Below are 17,243 nucleotides of genomic sequence, written 5' to 3'. Positions count from 1 at the left end.
GAGGGTGGCCCCCGTCGTGAGGACGTCGTCCAGCAGGAGGACGGGGGTGCCCGGACGCACCCGGCCGGGACGGGCCCGCCAGCCGCGGTCCCGGCCGCGGCGCTGCCGGGCGTCCGCGCCCGCGTGCGCTGTCCCCGCGCCCCGGTCCCACGGCAGGCGTGGCCTGCCCACGCGCGGGGCGACGACGAGGTCCCGGCGCACCCACGCCGGCGGCAGGGAGCGGGTGAGCTCGACGAGGGGGTCGTAGCCGCGCCGCCGGTGCCCGGCCGCACCGCCGGGCACCGGCACGAGCAGGGCGTGCGCGGCGGCCGGCACGGACCGGTCGAGCCGGGCCGTGGCCACCGCGCGGGCCAGCGCGTCGCCCAGCAGCGGGCACAGGACCAGCCCGTGGTGGTCCTTGAAGGCGAGCACCGCCGTCGCGAGCTCCTCGGCGTAGATGCCGGCCGCGGTGACCGGCAGCGGCGCCCCGTCCGCCCCCAGCGGCAGCGCGAGGGCGGCCTCCTCCGCGCGGCGGGGGACGGCCAGCCGGGACCCCACCGCCGCCGCGCACGCCCCGCACAGCCGGACGCCGGGCCGCGCGCACACCGCGCAGTCGGCGGGCAGGACGAGGTCCACGAGGCCCTCGAGGAGGCCGAGGCGGTCGGGCGGGGCGGGGTCCGTCATGGCCGCAGTCCACCACGGCCGGGCGGGCCGGCGGGCCCGCGGGGCGCGCCTGTGCGGGACGGTCGGCGGTGCAGGACCCGCACGGGCCGCACCGGGCGGCCCCGGGCGGGGGCGGGGCTCACCCGGGGAAGGACAGGTCCCGCACCGGCGTCTCGAGCTCCTGCGCACGCCATGAGGAGCCCACGAGCAGGAACACGTCCTCCTCCGTCTCCGCGTAGAGGGTGCCGACGTCCCCGGAGGAGATCCCCTGCAGCCCGGCCAGCGGGTTCAGGACGCGCGAGGTCCCGTCGAGGGAGACGATCTCCGGCCGGACCCGCTCCTCGGCGTCCGCCGCCACCCGGGCGACCACCATGGCGTCCTCCCCGACCCAGCCCACCTGGTCCGGGGGCGCCTGCGTGGGCACCCGCACCGGCTCGGTGAGGGCGGTGGGGACGGCGTCGTCGCCCCGCACGATGCCCGAGACCCGCAGCGAGCGCTCCCCGCGGCCGTCGTCGACGACGAGCGCCGCCCGGGTGCCGCTGAAGCCCACCTTGAGGTCGACGATGCTCTCCCCCTCCTGCAGCCACGGGGTGGTGACCACGCGGCGGGGGCCCGAGCCGTCCGCGGGGACGGCGTCGACGATCGACCCGGCGCCCCGGTCCACGGTCCACGTCCAGCCGTGCGTGTCCAGGCTGGGGGCCGTGAGGGCCGAGCCCTGCAGGACCGTGGCGCGCGTCCCGTCCGCCGTGGCCACGCGCAGGGCGGTCCGGGACGGGTCGAGGAACGCGAAGCGCGTGCGCTCCCGGTCCATCGCCGGGTCCACCGGGGCGAGGTCGGACACGTCCGGCACGCCGCCCACGGGCGAGACCGCCAGGCCCTGGAACAGGACCAGCTCCCGGGTCTCCGGGTCCACGCCCACCTGGACGGTGCCGGCGGAGGCCTTCGTCTCCGCGGGGAGCGGCCGGGCGTCGCCGGCGGCGGGCAGGAGGGGCCGCCCGTCCACCGTGACCGCCACGCGCTCCACGCCCGTGATGCCGGTCAGGGTCAGCTCCATCTGCTCCTGCATGCGGAACAGCTGCTCGGTGTCCGTGCCCTCCACCGTGGCCGGGGTGAGGTCCACGGAGGCCACGCCGTCCTCGGAGACGGGCACCGACGGGCTCGTCAGGTCCGCGCCCGTGCGCAGCGGGAACGCCGTGGTCACGGCGCCGGTGAGGTACGGCGCCGGCCCGCGCAGCAGGGCGCGCGCGAGCGAGGTCACGGTGCCGCGCCGGTTCACGAACCACCGGATGTCGGGGACGGCGTAGGCGCCGGTCTGGTCGTGGAAGTACAGGGCCTGGGGGGCGAAGAGCTGGGCGAACCGCGTGGTGGACAGCAGCGTGCCGTCCGGCAGGGACGTGATGCGCAGCTGCCCGCCCACCTCCTCCACCGTCACGTCCCAGGCACGCGTGGTGTTGGGCGGCGCGTCGGTGCGCAGGCCGTACTCGTCCACCTCCGCGGCCACCTCGAGCTGCAGCTCCCAGGCCCCCTCGGTCTGGCCCTGCACGACGGTGGGCTCGCCCGTGTAGACCACGGTGGTGCGGGAGGGGTCCCAGCGATCCACGGCCTCGCCGGCGAGGTGCTGCCGGGCGATCGCGTAGCCGTCCTCGGGGGCCGTGCCCGCCAGGACGAACCCGCGCAGCAGCTGCTCCGCCGTGGCCCCCTCGGCCGGACCCGGCGGATGGAACTGCGGCACGTTCTCCGGCCCGCCGCCCGTGTCCAGGGGCGCGCCGCTGCGCACCGCGGAGGACTGCGGCACCTGGGCGCACCCGGACAGCGCCAGGCTCAGGGCGAGGACGGCCGCGGCGGCGGACCGGGCCCGGCCCGGCCGGGGGCGGGGGGCGGGAGGGCGGGGGGTCATCCGAGCTCCTGTTCGTGGACGCGCTCGGGCGGGGCTGCCGCGGGGGCGGCCGCAGGGCCCGGCTTCTCCTGGAGGTCGACGGGCACGGGCGTGTGCAGGTCCGTGGCCAGGCGGCGGTCGGCACGGTCGTACTGCGGCGGGATGGCCAAGGCCGTGCGGCGCACGGGCGTCGGCTCGGCGTCCTCCCCCGCCGGTCGGAGCCGGGGCACGGTGACCATGAAGACCGACCCCACCCCGAGCTCGCCCCACGCCTCGAGGCGACCACCGTGCAGGCGCGTGTCCTCCGTGGCGATGGCCAGCCCGAGCCCCGAGCCGCCGGTGGTGCGCTTGCGCGAGGGGTCGGCGCGCCAGAACCGGTCGAACACGCGCTGGACCTGCTCGGGGGTCATGCCGATCCCCCGGTCCACCACGGCCACGGACACCACCTCGGCGTCCGAGGCCACCACGACGTCGACGGGCGCCCCCTCGGCGTGCTCGATCGCGTTGTTCACGAGGTTGCGCAGGATGCGCTCGATGCGCCGCGGGTCCACGCTCGCCTGATGCCCCGGCCCGTCCTCGGCCCCGAGCGGGACCAGGTACACGGGCACGCCGGCCTGGTCGGCCAGGGGCTGCGCGGTGAGGACCACGTCCCGCGCGAGCTCGAGCAGGTCCGTGTCCTCGACGGCGAGCTGCGCGGCGCCGGCGTCGAAGCGGGTGATCTCCAGCAGGTCCGCGAGCATGGTCTGGAAGCGGTCCACCTGGTGGTAGAGCAGCTCGGTGGAGCGGCGGCTCACCGGGTCGAAGTCCTCGCGGGACCCGTAGAGGACGTCGGCGGCCATCCGCACGGTGGTCAGCGGCGTGCGCAGCTCGTGGGAGACGTCGGAGACGAACTGCTGCTGCATCCGGGACAGCTGCGCCAGCTGGGTGATCTGCTCCTGGATGCTGTCCGCCATGCGGTTGAAGGAGGTGCCCAGGCTGGCCATCTCGTCCTCGCCGCGCACCGGCATGCGCACGGCCAGGTTGCCGCCGGAGATGGACTCCGCGGCGAGGGCGGCCTGCTGCACCGGCCGGACGACGCTGCGGGAGGCCCACCAGGCCACGAGCGCGTTGACCACCAGGAACCCACTGCCGAAGATCAGCAGCACGCCGAGCACGGAGTCGAGGGACTGCTGGACGTCGGAGAGGTCGTACACCAGGTAGAGGGCGTACGAGGCGCCCGGTGGGAGCACCACCTGCGTGGCGAACACGAGCCCCGGGCGCGTGGCGCCGCCCCCGTTCGGCAGCGCCACGGAGGCGTCGAAGACGCCGGGGCCGGAGGCCACGGCCTCGCGCAGGTCCTCGGGGATGACGTCCGGGTCCAGCCCCTGCGAGGAGACGGTGCCCACGTACGTGGCGCCGGAGTCGGGCAGCGGCTCCAGGTGGAAGCGCCGCCGGATGGTGGTGCCGGTGTCGCCCTCGAGGGCGCGCATGGTCTGGCTCACCAGCGCGTCCGTGGTCTGCTCGTCGGTGGACGCGGCCGAGGCGAAGGTGTCCTGCACGAGCGAGAGGCCGCGGCGGGCCTCCGCCTCGATCTGGGCGTGGCGGGCGTCGAAGAGGGCCTGCGCCACCTGGTGGGTGAGCAGGCCCGCGATCGCCAGGCTCGCCACGAGCGTCAGCAGTCCCGCGACGACGGCGGTGCGCAGCTGCAGTGAGCCCGTCCACCGGCGACGGACTCGGCGGAGCCACGGCTCGGGCCGGGCGGCCGCTGCGGGAGCGGCCGGCGCCGTCGTCTCCGCCGGCGCAGGGGCGTCGGGCGGGGCGGTCACCGCCTCAGCCCTGGCCGGCCTTGTAGCCGACGCCGCGGACGGTCAGCACCACGGTGGGGTTCTCCGGGTCCGGCTCGACCTTGGAGCGCAGGCGCTGCACGTGCACGTTCACGAGGCGGGTGTCGGCCTGGTGGCGGTAGCCCCAGACCTCCTCCAGGAGCATCTCGCGGGTGAACACCTGGCGGGGACGGCGGGCGAGCGCCACGAGCAGGTCGAACTCCAGGGGGGTCAGGGCGATCGGCGTGCCGGCACGGGTCACCTGGTGGCCGGCGACGTCGATCTCCACGTCCCGGATCCGCAGGCTCTCGGCGGGGCGGGCCTCGCCCTCGCGCAGGCGGGCGCGCACGCGGGCCACGAGCTCGGCGGGCTTGAAGGGCTTGGGGACGTAGTCATCCGCGCCGGACTCCAGGCCGCGGACCACGTCCTCGGTGTCGGACTTGGCGGTGAGCATGATGATCGGCACGTCCGACTCGGCGCGGATCTGGCGGCAGACCTCGAGGCCGTCGATGCCCGGGAGCATGAGGTCCAGCAGGACCAGGTCGGGCCGGGCGGACCGAAACGCCGGCACGGCGGAGGTGCCGTCGGCGGCGAACGAGACCTCGTAGTCGTCGTTGCGCAGCACGATGCCGATCATCTCGGCGAGCGCCTCGTCGTCGTCGACCACCAGGATCCGGGCCCTGCTCATGCGTGTTCCTCCTCCACGGCCGGACGGGCCTCCCCCGCGTCCGCGCGGAGGGGCGTCCGGTCACACCTCACTCCCCCGGATCGTAGTCCCCCGACCGGTCCGGTCCCGGCCCGCGACGCTCGGCTCAGCCGATCTCGTCATCGATTCGTGACCCGAGCTCCTCGGCGTCCTCCCGCAGCCGGGCCAGGACGGGCCCGTCGTGCCGGCCGCGGGCGGTCAGGGTGAGCCCGCGGGCCAGGGCCGGGTCCAGCCCGAGCCGGTCCCACGTGGCCAGCACGTCCACCGGTCGCAGGGGCCCGACGCCGGCCGGCGTCAGGGCCAGCCCGCGCCCGGCCTCGGCCCAGCCGGCCACGACCTCCCACGCGGCCGGGGTGGCCGGGGCGGCGGTCGCGGCGAGGGCCGGCGAGGGGAACTCGAGCCCGCCGACGCCCAGCACGAGGGCGACTGCGCCCGGCTCCGGCGGCAGGGCCTCCCCCGCCAGCAGGGCGAGGTCCCGCACGTCGGCGTCCCGGGCGTGCGGGTCCAGCCACACGCGCTGCACCCCGACCCCGACCAGGTCCGCGAGCGCGGCCCGCCACGCGGCGCGCGCCTCGTCGCGAGGCATCGAGCGCACGGTGCGGTAGCCGCTGGCGGTGGCCAGCTCCCCGGCGAGCACGGGGGCGGCGAGGGGCTCGTCCAGCACGACGCCGAGGCGCGCGGCCCCGGTGGCCGCGCGCAGCTCCGCGACGGCCTCCGCGAGGCCCTCGCGGTGGGCCTCGGCGACGTCGCGGCGGGCGCCGGCGTCCACGAGCACCCGCTCACCGCCCGGCAGCCACAGGGAGCCGAGCAGGGTGAGCGGGCCGAGCACGCGGACGGCCAGCCGCGCGGTGTCGGCGCCGGCGGCGGCCACGGTGTCCGCCCAGCGGTGCGCGTCCTCCCGCCACCACGAGCGGGCGCGGCGGCGGTCCATGCCGGAGGCCACCGTGGCGGGCGGGCTCACGCGCCAGCCGTGCGGCTGCAGGTCCACGGACAGCTCCGCGAGCAGGGCGGCCGAGCGTCCGACTGCGTCGGCCCCGGGGCCGCGGTCGGGCAGCTCGGGCAGCACCGGCCAGTGCGCCTCGCCCAGCTCGCCGGCGGTGGCGCGCTGGGCCTCCGCGGCGTCCCGCCCCGCCCACGGGGTGCCGCCGAGGGCGCGCACGGGCTCCGGGGCGTCCTCGTGGCCGGCGTCGGGAGCGGGGGCCATGGCCTCAGGCACCGGAGACGCCCTCGTCCTCGGCGATGGCGCGGTGGTGCCGGATGACCTCGGCGATGATGAAGGTCAGGAACTTCTCGGCGAACTCGGGCTCGAGCTCGGCGTCCCGGGCGAGGGCGTGCAGGCGCTCGATCTGCGCGGCCTCACGGCCGGGGTCCGAGGGCGGCAGCTCGTGCCGGGCCTTGAGGCGGCCCACGCGCTGGGTGAACTTGAAGCGCTCGGCCAGCAGGTACACGAGGGAGGCGTCGATGTTGTCGATGCTCCCGCGGATGGCGTAGAGCTCCTCCAGGACGTCGGCGTCGGCGGTGCCCGCCAGGGAGCTGGCGTGGGGGTCGTAGTCCGGGCTCATGGCCACACCCTACGCACCGGCCCCGGCGGCCAGCCGGGCGTTGCGGGCGGTGTCGATCGTCGCCTGGCCCAGCACCCGCGTTCCGCGATAGAGGACGGCAGACTGGCCCGGCGCCACCCCGCGCAGGGGCCGGTCCGGCTCGATCTCCCAGGTGACGACGTCGTCGCCCGCCCCGGTGCCGGACCCGGCGACGCGGGTGCGCACCACGCGCGCCCGGGCGGGGACGATCTCCCCGTGGGCGCGGAACTGCAGCTCGCAGTCGAACCACGCGCCCGACTCGGCCGCCGGCAGCGGGGCGCCGGCCCACGAGGGGCGGATGCCGGTGATGCGGTCCACGTCCAGCAGCTCGCGGCCGCCGACCACCACCGTGTTCTCCTTCGGCCGGACCTCGAGGACGAACCGCGGCCTGCCGTCGGGGGCGGGGCGGCCGATCGCCAGCCCCCTGCGCTGGCCCACGGTGTACGCCTGGGCGCCGGCGTGCGTGCCGAGCTCGATGCCGTCGGGGTCCACGATGGGGCCGGGGGCCAGCTCGATGCGCTCGGCCAGCCAGCCTCGGGTGTCCCCGTCGGGGATGAAGCAGATGTCGTGCGAGTCGGGCTTGGCCGCCACGGACAGGCCGCGCTCGGCGGCCTCGGCGCGCACGAGGTCCTTGGCCGGGGTGTCGGCCAGGGGGAACAGGCAGTGCTCCAGCTGGTCCTCCCGCAGGACGGCGAGGACGTAGGACTGGTCCTTGGCGTCGTCGGCGGCGCGGTGCAGCTCCACGCGGCCGTCCGGGCCGCGGTCCACCCGCGCGTAGTGGCCGGTGGCGACGGCGTCGAAGCCGAGCTCGACGGCCCGGTCCAGCAGCGCCTCGAACTTGATCTTCTCATTGCAGCGCAGGCACGGGTTGGGGGTGCGGCCGGCGGCGTACTCCGCCACGAAGTCGTCCACCACGTCCGCCTGGAACCGCTCGGAGAAGTCCCACGTGTAGAACGGGATGCCGAGCACCTCGCACGCCCGCCACGCGTCCGAGGCGTCCTCGATGGTGCAGCAGCCCCGCGAGCCCGTGCGCAGCGTGCCCGGCATGCGGGACAGCGCCAGGTGCACCCCGACGACGTCGTGACCGGCCTCCACCGCGCGGGCGGCGGCGACGGCGGAGTCCACTCCCCCGCTCATGGCGGCCAGGACCCTCATCGGCGCTCCCCTCCCGCGGCCGCCGCGGCGGGCCGTCCGGGCCGCAGCACCTGCGGCAGCACGGCCAGGAGGCGGTCGACGTCGTCGTCGGTGGTGGTGTGCCCCAGGGTGAGGCGCTGCGTCCACCGCGCGCGCTCCCCCTGCCCCATCGCCTCGAGCACGTGGGACGGCGCGGCCACCCCGGCGGTGCAGGCGGAGCCGGCCGAGGAGTCGATCCCGGCGGTGTCGAATCCGAACAGCAGGGCGTCGGCGGTGCGGCCGTCCACGGTGACGTGCACGTTCCCCGGCAGGCGCCGCGTCCCCGCGGGCAGGCGCTCCCCCGTGGCGGGGTCGACGTCCCGAGCCCCGCTGAGGCGCACCCCGTCCAGGGCGTCGACGGCGGCCAGCACCCGGTCCCGCAGCGCCCCGAGGCGCTCGGCCTCGGCCGCGCGCTCCCCCGTGGCCTCCTCCACGGCGGCGGCGAGCGCGGCGGCCAGGGCGACGGACACGGTGCCGGACCGCAGCCGGCGCTCCTGGCCCCCGCCGTGCGCCACCGGCTCCACGACGACGTCCCGGCGCACGAGCAGCGCGCCGACGCCGACCGGGGCCCCGAGCTTGTGCCCGGACAGCGCGAGCGTGGCCGCCCCCGAGGCGGCGAAGTCCACGTCCAGCGACCCCACGGCCTGGACGGCGTCGGTGTGGAACGGGACCCCGTGGGCCGCGGCCCGGCGCGCGGCCTCGGCCACCGGCTGCACCGTCCCGACCTCGTTGTTGGCCCACATCAGCGTGGCCAGCGCCGTCCGCTCCGGGGCCTGTGCCAGGGCGGCCTCCCACGCGGCCGGGTCCACCCGGCCCTCGGCGTCGACCGGCACGAGCACGGGCTCGGCGCCCTCGTGGCGCGCCAGCCAGTCCACGGCGTCCAGCACCGCGTGGTGCTCGATCCCGGTCAGCACGATCCGCGTGCGCGCGGGCTCCGCGGCGCGGCGCGCCCGGTACAGCCCCTGGACCGCGAGGTTGTCCGCCTCCGTCCCGCCGCTGGTGAGCACCACCTCGGAGGAGTGGGCCCCCACGGCCGCGGCGAGGCGCTCGCGGGCCTGCTCGAGCGTCAGCTTGGCGCGGCGCCCGGCGGCGTGCAGGGAGGCGGGGTTGGCCCCGAGCGCGGCGGCCTCGGCGAAGGCCGCGAGCGCGGCCGGGCGCACCGGCGTGGTGGCGGCGTGGTCCAGGGGCACGCGGTCGATCGGGGGCATCCCCCCAGTCTAGGGAGGGGAGCCGTCGCAGCGGGCCCGGGGCCCGCCGGCTCAGCCCTCGGCGAGGAAGGCCTCCACCTCACGGGTGGGGCCGATCAGCAGGAGCGTGTCCTCCGGGCCGACGACGTCGTGCCCCGCCGGGTACCGCCAGGACCCGCCGGCGCGCATCGCGGCCGCCCGGACCCCGGTCTCCCCGGCCAGGCCCAGGCTGCGCAGGTCGCGGCCGTAGAAGCGGCGGGGGGCGGCCGCGCGGACCATCGCGAAGCCGGCCTCCACGGACACGAAGTCCTGCAGGGAGTTGCTCACCAGGTGCGCCACGCGGCGGCCCATGTCCCGCTCGGGGTGGACCACGTGCTCCACGCCCAGCTGGCGGAGGATCTCCTCGTGCCGCTCGTCGTTGGCCTTGGCCCACAGGTGCTCGATCCCGAAGCGCTTCATGAGGGAGACGGTGAGGATGGAGTCGGCCAGGTCCCCGCCGATGGCGACGACGACGCGCTCCATCTCGTGCACGGACAGCTGGCGCAGGGCCTCCTCGTCCGTGGTGTCGGCGCGCACCACAAGGGTGAGCAGGCCGTTGAGGTCCTGGACGGCGCGCTCGTCGGCGTCGACGCCGAGCACCTCGAAGCCGGACTCCATCAGCTCGAGGGCGACGCCGCGGCCGAAGCGACCCAGGCCGAGCACGGCCACGGGCGTGCGTGCCCGGCCGCCGTGGCGGCCGGCGGGGAACAGGGAGCGGGGGTGGTCAGCCAATGAGGGGCCTCTCCTTCGGGTACTCGAAGTGCCGGGTACGGGGGGTGAGGGCGAGGCTGCCGGCCACGGTGGCCGGGCCGACGCGCCCCAGGAGCATGAGCACCATGAGGACCGCCTGCCCGGCCGGCGGCAGCTGGGCGGTGATCCCGGTGGACAGGCCCACCGTGGCGAACGCGGAGACGGCCTCGAACGCCAGCTGGTCCGTGCTGAACGCGCTGAGCCCCATGAGCATCGCGGTGGCCGTGACCACCACGAGCACCGAGAGCAGCACCACGGTGATGGCCTCGCGGTGGGTGGAGCGGGAGAGGCGCCGCCCGAACGCGTGGACGGCCCCCTGCCCGCGGATCTCGGTCAGGACGATGAAGAACAGGACGCCCGCCGTCGTGATCTTGATGCCGCCGGCGGTGCCGGCCGGTCCGGCGCCGATGAACATGAGCGCGTCCGTGGCCAGCAGGGTGACGGGGTGCATCTGCCCGTAGTCCAGGGAGTTGAACCCGGCCGTGCGGGTGGTGACGGACTGGAAGAACGCGGCGAGGACGCGCTCCGCGGGCGGCAGGGCGCCCAGGGTGGCGGGGTTGTCCCACTCGAGGAGCAGGTACATGGCGGTGCCCGCCGTGAGCAGGACGGCGGTGCCCACGAGCACCAGGCGCACCGTGAGCGACCACCGCTCGGGGCGGCGCACGTGCCGGTGCAGCGCGGCGACCACGGGCAGGCCCAGGCCGCCGCTGATGATCGCCGCGGCGATGGGCAGGCACACGAACGGGTCGCCCACGAACCCCATGAGGTTGGTGGAGAACAGGGCGAAGCCGGCGTTGTTGAACGCGGACACCGCGTGGAAGACGCCGTTCCACAGGGCCTGACCGGGACCCATCCCGTAGCCGAGCAGGAACCGCAGGGTGAGGACCGCGGCCACGAGCGCCTCCACGAGCGCGGAGAACCCGACCACGGTGGCCAGGACCGAGCGCAGGTCCCCCAGCCCGGGGGCGCGGGTGGACGCGGCGGTGTCCAGCCGCTGGGCCAGGTCGAGGCGCCGCAGGACGAGGAGGCCCAGCAGCGCGGTGAAGGTCATGACGCCCAGCCCGCCCACCTTGATCAGCCCGAGGATCACCGCCTGGCCGAACCCGGTCCAGAAGGTGGGGGTGTCCACCACGCCGAGACCGGTGACGGTGGTGGCGCTCGTGGCGGTGAACGCGGCCTCCAGCAGGGTGGGGGCACGGTCCTGAGAGGACACCGGGAGCATCAGCAGCGCCGTGCCGGCGGCGATGGTGAGGACGAAGGAGAGGACGATCAGCTGGGCGGGACGCGGTCTGCGTCGGCCCGGCCGGGCACGCACGCCGGCTGAGGGGAGCACGGAGCGAGAACATACTCCTCCCCCGGCCTGATGCACAGTCCCGGCGCGGGGCGTCGCCCATCGGCTCCGGCGCGGCGTCCGATGCGTGGATCGACGCGTGGTCCGCCACGCGCCCGCCCCGCCCACGCTACGGTGAGGTGGTGGCGGACGTCAGAGAGCACTCGACCCGGGCCGAGGGCACGGCCGTGGTCCTCGGCGTGCCCGTGTTCGCGGCCCCCGGACGCGTGGACGGGCCGCCGCTCGGGCCGGCCCCGCTGCCGGTCGGCGGGGACGCCGCGCCGGAGGGCCGGCCGTGACCGGGCGGGACGGGGCGGGACGGGACCCGCGGACCGCCTACGAGGTGCTCGGCACGGACCGCACGGCCACCGCCGACGAGCTGCGCCGTGCCTACCGCGCCGCGGCCCGCCGCACCCACCCCGACGCCGGGGGCGACGCGCGGGACTTCCGCGCGGTGACCCGGGCCTGGGAGGCCGTCGGCGACCCCGAGGCCCGGCGCCGCTACGACCTGTCCCTGCCGCCGGAGCCGGCCCCCGACCGGCCCGGAGGGTCCCGCGCCGGCGACGCCGGACGAGGCCACCGCCGGAGGGGCGGTGCGGGCGGGGCGTCCCCGGCCGACGTCGTCTATGTGCCGGCGCCGGGCGAGGACGAGGACGACGCCTCGGTCCTGGACCTGGTGCGCTCGAGCCAGCGCCTGCACGGGGCGCCCCGGCCCCGCGGGGTGCTGCCGGACGAGCACCGCGTGCTGCGCCAGGCCCGCACCCTCCAGCTGCTCTCCTCCGTGCTGCCGGACGCGCTGCCGACCACGCGGATCCTCACCGGTCTGCGCCTGGGCGGGCGGTGGGGCCGCTCGCTGGACGTGGACCACGCGGTGCTGTGCGGGCGGCGGCTGGCCCTGGTCTGCTCGGTGATGGTCCCGGACGGGGTCTACACGTGGGACGGCGCCGACCTGCGTGCCGGGGCGCGGGCGCGGCCCGTGGCCCCTCCCCTGCTGGGCCCGGCGATGCAGGCCTGGCAGCACGCCCTGCCGCAGGTGACGGTGGGCGGGTTCGTGCTGGTGATGACGGACCGGGACGCCCGGCACGCCCCCGTGGTGCGCAACGCCCGGGGGGCGGACCGGCCGGAGGCGCAGGCGGACCTGCTCACCGCGCCGCCGGCCGCCGGCCAGGCCCTGCTGCGGGAGCTGCAGCTGTTCCTCGGCACCGGGCCGGAGCCCCACACGGTGGACCGCCGGATCCTGCGCGTGCTCGTGGAGCAGCTCCACTGACGCCCGCGGCGGACCCCCACGGCCCGCGCACTACCATGGGCGGGTGCCCGAGAATCCCGCCGCCCGCGAGAACCCCCACCACCGCGCCGCGCCCGGGCCCGCCCCCGGCACCCCCGGCTTCCGGCTGCTGTTCCTCACCCCGGAGATCCCCGGCAACACGGGCAACGCCATCCGCCTGGCCGCCATCACGGGCGCGCAGCTGCACCTCGTGGAGCCGCTGGGCTTCGGCTTCGAGGACGCCCACCTGCGCCGGGCCGGGCTGGACTACCACGACCTCGCCGTGGTCACCGTCCACCCGGACCTGGACACCGCGTTCGAGGCCCTCGGCCCCGGGCGGGTGATCGCCTTCACCGCCCGCGGCCGGGTGCGGCACGACGCCGTCCGCTACCGCGCGGACGACATCCTCCTCTTCGGCCGGGAGTCCACCGGACTGCCGCCCGAGGCGCTCACCCACCCCCGCGTCGGCGAGACGGCCGCCCTGCCCATGCAGCCGGCCCGCCGCTCCCTGAACCTCGCCAACGCCGCCTCGATCGCGCTCTACGAGGCCTGGCGCCAGCACGACTTCGCCGGCGCCCAGCCGGTGGGCGCCGATTCCCTACACTGAGGTCACCATGCAGACTCCCGATGCCCCCGAGACCCCCGAGACCGCCCCGGCCGACGAGCGTCCCGGCGTCGACGCCCTCCTGCGGGTGAGCGCCCGGGGCGACCGGGCGGCGTTCTCCGCGTTCTACGACGCCACCGTCCCCTGGGTGCACGGGCTGGCCTCCGCCATGTTCCGCTCCCCCGAGGACGCCGCGGACGCCACCCTGGAGACCTACCTCACGGCGTGGGAGGAGGCCCCGGACGCGGCCCGGGACCTCAGCGACCTCGACGACGACGCCGAGCGGGAGCGCCGGACGTTCGCGTGGCTCGGCGTGCTCGGCCACCGCGTCATGGCCGGACGGCTGCGCGCGCAGGACCGCCCCGCCGGGTCCCCGGCCGAGGTCGGCGGACCCGCCGAGCCGCCCGCGGACCTGACCGACGCGGTGGACGCGGACGCCTTCGAGGCCGTGCGCCTGGCCTGGCTCGGCGGGCTCACGGACGAGCAGGTCGCCGAGGCCCTCGGCCGGCCGCGGGACGAGACCCGCACGCTCCTGCGCGACGGCGTCCAGCAGCTCATGGCCGCGCGGCGGGCGGCGCACGCCGAGGCCGACGCCCCCGCGGCACCCGTCCCCGCGGACCGGCCCGCCCTGGGCTCCTCCGTGCGGGAGGACCTGGACGCCGGGCACGGCGGCGAGCTGGCCGACCTCTCCGCGCTGCATGCCCTCGACGCCGCCGGCCACGCCACCGCGTCCTCGGCCGCGCAGGACCGCGGGGCGGGCGAGTCGGCCCGGTGGCGCACCCGCGTGGACGCCGGCCGCCGGGCCCTCGTGTGGGCCTTCCGCGGCGTCGTCGCCGAGCCCCCCTCGGCGCTGCTGGACACCCTGCTCTCCCGCCTCCCGGCCCAGGACGAGGGCCTGGCCCTCGTGGAGGAGCGCCGTGCCCCGCGCCGCCCCGTGGACCGGCTGCGCGCCCTGAAGATCGCCCTGCTGGGCCTGCTCGCGCTGCTGGTGCTCGCCGTGGGCGCCTACGCGGCGTGGAGCCAGTTCTCCGCCGACGGCATCGCCCACCGCGTGCGGGAGGCGGACGACCTCTACACCACGAGCGAGTACCCCGCCACGGGAGGCGGCTCGATGCAGGGCTTCCTCTCCGCGGATCAGAACAGCGGGTTCGTCCGGGTGGACGGGATGCCGCAGCTCGAGAAGGGCCGGATCTACCAGGTGTGGCTCTACCCCCAGGACGGCTCGGCGCCCTCCTCCCTCGGCACCTACCGCGCGGACGAGTTCGGCGAGCCGATCTCCTTCCGCGGACTGGACCGGTTCGCGGCCGTGAGCATGACGGTGGAGCCGGCGGGCGGCTCGGACGAGCCGACCGCCGGGGACGTGCTGCTCGGCCTCGACCTGCAGCCGACCTCCACCACCGGGCCGCAGTACGGCGGCAAGCCCTCCGGGCGCTGATCCGGCCACGCCCCGACGACGACGGGCCCCCCCCGCGCGGTGGGGGCCCGTCGTCGTCGGGGCGGCGGGGCGCCTCAGAAGCCGGCGATCGTGCCGGGGCCGTTCACGGTGACGAGGTGGAAGGCCTCCGCCGAGCCCTGCGGAGCGTCGGGGCCCGCGGCGGCCCGGTGGCGCTCACGCATCATGGCCCGGACCGCGGCGCGCATGCCCTCGGCGTCCGGGTGCTGGGACACGTGCGCGTCGAGGGCCCGGATCTTGCGGTCCTCGAGCCCGGTGACGTCCACCGCGAGGTTCCGGCGGGCGGCCGGCGCCGCGTAGAGCAGCAGGTGGCGGATGCGGAACGCCGCGAGGCCGGCCTCGGCCAGCTCCGGGTAGGCGTACGGGTTCTCCACGGCCGGGTACGCCGCCCGCACCACCGCCTCGCCGCAGGCCAGGTGGTCCGGGTGGGCGGCCTGCATCGACTCCCAGTCCCGCTCGGGGTGGGGACTGAGCACGACGTCGGGACGCACCCGGCGCATCAGCTCCACCATGCGCCGGCGCACCGCGTGGGTGGGCTCCAGATGGCCGTCCCGCTCGCCGAGGAAGTGCACCTCTGCCGCGCCGACGGTCGCGGCCGCGGCCCGCTGCTCGGCGTGCCGCCGCGCGGTCATCGCCTCCGGCCCGTCCGAGTCGAAGCCCCCGGCGTCCCCGTCGGTGACCACGCACAGCTCCACCCGCGCACCGGCCTCGGCGAGGCCGGCGAGGGTGGCGGCGGCCCCGAAGTCGAGGTCGTCCGGGTGGGCGCCGAACGCCAGGACCGTGCCCCACCCGTGCTCGGCGGCCAGGGCGGCCGGCGTGCTCAGGGAGCCGGGGGCGGCCGGCGTCCCGCTCACGCGGCCCCCTCCATCGCGGCGAGGGTCACGTCCGCCGTGGCGTCCGAGCCGCCGCGGGTGTAGTGCACGGTGACGGTGTCCCCCGCGCGGTGCTCGCGCACCACGGCGGTCAGGGACTCGGTGTCGGAGACGGTGCGCTCGCCCACGGCGGTGATCACGTCGCCCTCCTCGAGGCCGGCGGCCGCGGCCGGCGAGCCCTCGGAGACGGTCTTGACCTCGGCGCCGGCGCTGAAGACGGTGCGGGCGTCCTGTCCCCCGCCCTGCACGTCCGCCGGCCGGGGCGCCACGGCGACGCCGAGCATGCCGTGGGAGGCCGAGCCGTCCTTGATGATGTCCTCGGCCACGCGCCGCGCGTAGTCCACCGGGATGGCGAAGCCGACGCCGATGTTGCCGGCCTCCCCGCCGCCGGAGGCGCCGCCCGCCGAGGCGATCGCGACGTTCACGCCCACGAGGCGCCCCTGGCCGTCGACGAGCGCGCCGCCGGAGTTGCCGGGGTTGATGGCGGCGTCCGTCTGCAGGACGTTGATGTAGATGTCCTGCTGGGCCGCCGGGGGCTGCGCACCGGGCACCTGGAAGCGGAAGCGCTCGCCGCCGCCCTGCAGCCCGGACGCCTCCGGCTGCGCCGGCGCGGCCGAGGAGGCCACCGCGATCGTCCGGTCGAGGGTGGAGATGATGCCGTCCGTGACCGTGTTGGGCAGGCCCAGCGGCGCGCCGATGGCGATGGCGTCGTCGCCCACCTTCAGGTCCCCGGAGGAGCCCAGGGCGATGGGCGTCAGGCCCTGGGCGTCGATCTTGATGACCGCGAGGTCGGAGACCGGGTCGGTGCCCACCACCGTGGCGGCGTAGACCTCGCCGTCCGCGGTGCGCACGGTGATGTCCGCATCGGCCGTGGCCCCGCCCAGGGTCACCACGTGGGTGTTGGTGAGGATGTGGCCCTGATCGTCGATGATCGACCCGGAGCCCGAGCCCGAGCCCTGGGCCGAGGTCGCGGAGATGGTCACCACGGAGGGCAGGGCCGTGGCCGCGGCCTTCCCGACGGCGTTGTCCGAGACGGGCTGGCTGCCGACCGTCGCGGCCGCTTCCTGCCCCGGGGACGCGGAGGAGGACGAACCGGCCGGGGCGGAGGCGTCCGGGCCCGGGGCGGCCGCGGCGCACCCGGCCAGGGAGAGGGTCAGGACGGCGGCCGCGAGAGCGCCCCCGGCGGCGCGCTGGCGGGGACGGGGGGCGGAGGCGCCGCGGACGACGCCGGAGGAGGTGAGCTGCTCCACGGAGTTCCTCGATTCGGGTCGGAGGGGGATGCCCCCATGGTGGACGAGTCGTCTGGACGTCGACTGGACGGTTCCCGGACAGTCGGTGACCGGCGGCCGATCCCGCTCGGCGCGAGGTGCGGATCTGGTGCCGTGTCCGCGCACGCCCCTAGACTCTCCGCAGGATCCCGCGGGGCGTCCGCGAGCCGCCCGTTCCGCCGGACTGCTTGCGGTACCGGCGTCCCGCCCCATGTCATCGAACGGAGCACTCCATGGCCCACCCCGCCGCCCGCACGACCCCCGCACGGCTCAGCCGCGCCGTCCTGGCGAGCGGGACCCTGGGCGCGGCCCTCGTGCTCGCCCCGGGGGCGTCCGCCGTCGTCAACGTGCCGCCGGGGACGTTCGTGGTGGACGGGGCCGGTGTCCTCTCCCCCGCCCAGGAGCAGCAGCTCAGCCAGGACATCACGCGCCTGCGCACCCAGGCCGGGCAGAACCTCTACGTGGTGTACGTGGACGAGCACCCGGACGGGGTGCGCGGGATCGTGCAGGACGTGGCCAACTCGCGCGGCCTGTCCGCGAACGACAACGTCCCGGCCATCGAGGTGACGGAGCGCCGATACGGGGTCAACACCAACGACCGCCTCGACCCCGCGGAGGACACCATCGACGGCTCCTACGTCAACCCCCTGATGCTGCAGGTGCCGAAGACCGGCGACTGGCTCGCCCCCGCGGTGGC

17 protein-coding genes are annotated in these 17,243 nt (G+C 76.8%); 5 read left to right on the top strand and 12 right to left on the bottom strand.

Annotated features, from left to right (window positions below; translation table 11 throughout):
• The 10 genes from Q4D18_RS07075 to Q4D18_RS07030 all read right to left on the bottom strand — a co-directional run.
• Nucleotides 1–663, bottom strand: a 663-nt coding sequence (locus tag Q4D18_RS07075) for a ComF family protein (RefSeq protein WP_303126818.1), incomplete at its 3' end; no start/stop codon positions are given.
• A 118-nt stretch (nt 664–781) separates the two neighbouring features.
• The gene (locus Q4D18_RS07070; RefSeq protein ID WP_303126817.1) at nt 782–2,539 is read right to left on the bottom strand and encodes an LpqB family beta-propeller domain-containing protein; all 1,758 of its coding nucleotides are present in this window, start codon (nt 2,537–2,539) and stop codon (nt 782–784) included.
• Nucleotides 2,536–4,323, bottom strand: a complete 1,788-nt coding sequence (mtrB, locus tag Q4D18_RS07065; RefSeq protein ID WP_303126816.1) for an MtrAB system histidine kinase MtrB — start codon at nt 4,321–4,323, stop codon at nt 2,536–2,538. The genes Q4D18_RS07070 and mtrB overlap by 4 nt, the downstream gene beginning before the upstream one ends.
• Before the next feature lie 4 nt (nt 4,324–4,327).
• The gene (gene mtrA / locus Q4D18_RS07060) at nt 4,328–5,008 is read right to left on the bottom strand and encodes an MtrAB system response regulator MtrA (RefSeq protein ID WP_303126815.1); all 681 of its coding nucleotides are present in this window, start codon (nt 5,006–5,008) and stop codon (nt 4,328–4,330) included.
• Between the two features lie 124 nt (nt 5,009–5,132).
• Entirely contained in the window at nt 5,133–6,230 is a 1,098-nt protein-coding gene (locus Q4D18_RS07055; protein ID WP_303126814.1) for a hypothetical protein, read from the bottom strand.
• Nucleotides 6,231–6,234: 4 nt separating this feature from the next.
• Entirely contained in the window at nt 6,235–6,588 is a 354-nt protein-coding gene (locus Q4D18_RS07050; protein ID WP_303126813.1) for a chorismate mutase, read from the bottom strand.
• A gap of 9 nt (nt 6,589–6,597) precedes the next feature.
• Nucleotides 6,598–7,761 (bottom strand): tRNA 2-thiouridine(34) synthase MnmA, encoded by a 1,164-nt coding sequence (gene mnmA, locus Q4D18_RS07045; protein ID WP_303126812.1) that lies wholly within the window; start codon nt 7,759–7,761, stop codon nt 6,598–6,600.
• Entirely contained in the window at nt 7,758–8,987 is a 1,230-nt protein-coding gene (locus Q4D18_RS07040) for a cysteine desulfurase family protein (protein WP_303126811.1), read from the bottom strand. Before Q4D18_RS07040 ends, mnmA begins: the two co-directional genes overlap by 4 nt.
• Nucleotides 8,988–9,038: 51 nt before the next feature.
• Nucleotides 9,039–9,737 carry a TrkA family potassium uptake protein gene (locus Q4D18_RS07035; RefSeq protein WP_303126810.1) on the bottom strand — a complete coding sequence of 233 codons (699 nt, stop codon included), beginning with the start codon at nt 9,735–9,737 and terminating at the stop codon, nt 9,039–9,041.
• Nucleotides 9,730–11,088 (bottom strand): TrkH family potassium uptake protein, encoded by a 1,359-nt coding sequence (locus tag Q4D18_RS07030; protein WP_303126808.1) that lies wholly within the window; start codon nt 11,086–11,088, stop codon nt 9,730–9,732. The genes Q4D18_RS07035 and Q4D18_RS07030 overlap by 8 nt, the downstream gene beginning before the upstream one ends.
• A gap of 140 nt (nt 11,089–11,228) precedes the next feature.
• Between Q4D18_RS07030 and Q4D18_RS07025 the strand changes: the two genes are divergently transcribed.
• From Q4D18_RS07025 to Q4D18_RS07010, 4 genes are all read left to right on the top strand, one after another.
• Nucleotides 11,229–11,384 (top strand): hypothetical protein, encoded by a 156-nt coding sequence (locus Q4D18_RS07025; protein WP_303126807.1) that lies wholly within the window; start codon nt 11,229–11,231, stop codon nt 11,382–11,384.
• Nucleotides 11,381–12,352 carry a J domain-containing protein gene (locus Q4D18_RS07020; protein ID WP_303126806.1) on the top strand — a complete coding sequence of 324 codons (972 nt, stop codon included), beginning with the start codon at nt 11,381–11,383 and terminating at the stop codon, nt 12,350–12,352. Before Q4D18_RS07025 ends, Q4D18_RS07020 begins: the two co-directional genes overlap by 4 nt.
• A 124-nt stretch (nt 12,353–12,476) precedes the next feature.
• On the top strand, nt 12,477–12,956 hold the full coding sequence (locus tag Q4D18_RS07015) for a tRNA (cytidine(34)-2'-O)-methyltransferase (protein WP_303126820.1): 480 nt from the start codon (nt 12,477–12,479) through the stop codon (nt 12,954–12,956).
• A gap of 7 nt (nt 12,957–12,963) precedes the next feature.
• Nucleotides 12,964–14,388 carry an anti-sigma factor gene (locus Q4D18_RS07010; RefSeq protein ID WP_303126805.1) on the top strand — a complete coding sequence of 475 codons (1,425 nt, stop codon included), beginning with the start codon at nt 12,964–12,966 and terminating at the stop codon, nt 14,386–14,388.
• A 74-nt stretch (nt 14,389–14,462) separates the two neighbouring features.
• On the opposite strand, the gene Q4D18_RS07005 is transcribed toward Q4D18_RS07010, so the two are convergent.
• Nucleotides 14,463–15,230, bottom strand: a complete 768-nt coding sequence (locus Q4D18_RS07005) for a PIG-L deacetylase family protein (RefSeq protein WP_303126819.1) — start codon at nt 15,228–15,230, stop codon at nt 14,463–14,465.
• Between the two features lie 26 nt (nt 15,231–15,256).
• The gene (locus tag Q4D18_RS07000) at nt 15,257–16,528 is read right to left on the bottom strand and encodes a S1C family serine protease (RefSeq protein ID WP_303126804.1); all 1,272 of its coding nucleotides are present in this window, start codon (nt 16,526–16,528) and stop codon (nt 15,257–15,259) included.
• A 251-nt stretch (nt 16,529–16,779) separates the two neighbouring features.
• On the opposite strand from Q4D18_RS07000, the gene Q4D18_RS06995 reads away from it, so the two are divergent.
• The coding region (locus tag Q4D18_RS06995; RefSeq protein ID WP_303126803.1) for a TPM domain-containing protein at nt 16,780–17,243 on the top strand (464 nt) is incomplete at its 3' end.

The organism is Micrococcus sp., from assembly GCF_030523875.1.
Lineage (GTDB): Bacteria > Actinomycetota > Actinomycetes > Actinomycetales > Micrococcaceae > Micrococcus.
Note: the sequence above shows the minus strand (reverse complement) of the source record. Positions and strands in the feature narration are given on the sequence as shown.

What these genes read in the sequence shown, in the direction of transcription:
- Q4D18_RS07070 (WP_303126817.1), bottom strand. Translation starts at nt 2,539, where the DNA reads ATGACCCCCCGCCCTCCCGCCCCCCGCCCCCGGCCGGGCCGGGCCCGG.
- mtrA (WP_303126815.1), bottom strand. Translation starts at nt 5,008, where the DNA reads ATGAGCAGGGCCCGGATCCTGGTGGTCGACGACGACGAGGCGCTCGCC.
- Q4D18_RS07055 (WP_303126814.1), bottom strand. Translation starts at nt 6,230, where the DNA reads ATGGCCCCCGCTCCCGACGCCGGCCACGAGGACGCCCCGGAGCCCGTG.
- Q4D18_RS07050 (WP_303126813.1), bottom strand. Translation starts at nt 6,588, where the DNA reads ATGAGCCCGGACTACGACCCCCACGCCAGCTCCCTGGCGGGCACCGCC.
- mnmA (WP_303126812.1), bottom strand. Translation starts at nt 7,761, where the DNA reads ATGAGGGTCCTGGCCGCCATGAGCGGGGGAGTGGACTCCGCCGTCGCC.
- Q4D18_RS07040 (WP_303126811.1), bottom strand. Translation starts at nt 8,987, where the DNA reads ATGCCCCCGATCGACCGCGTGCCCCTGGACCACGCCGCCACCACGCCG.
- Q4D18_RS07010 (WP_303126805.1), top strand. Translation starts at nt 12,964, where the DNA reads ATGCAGACTCCCGATGCCCCCGAGACCCCCGAGACCGCCCCGGCCGAC.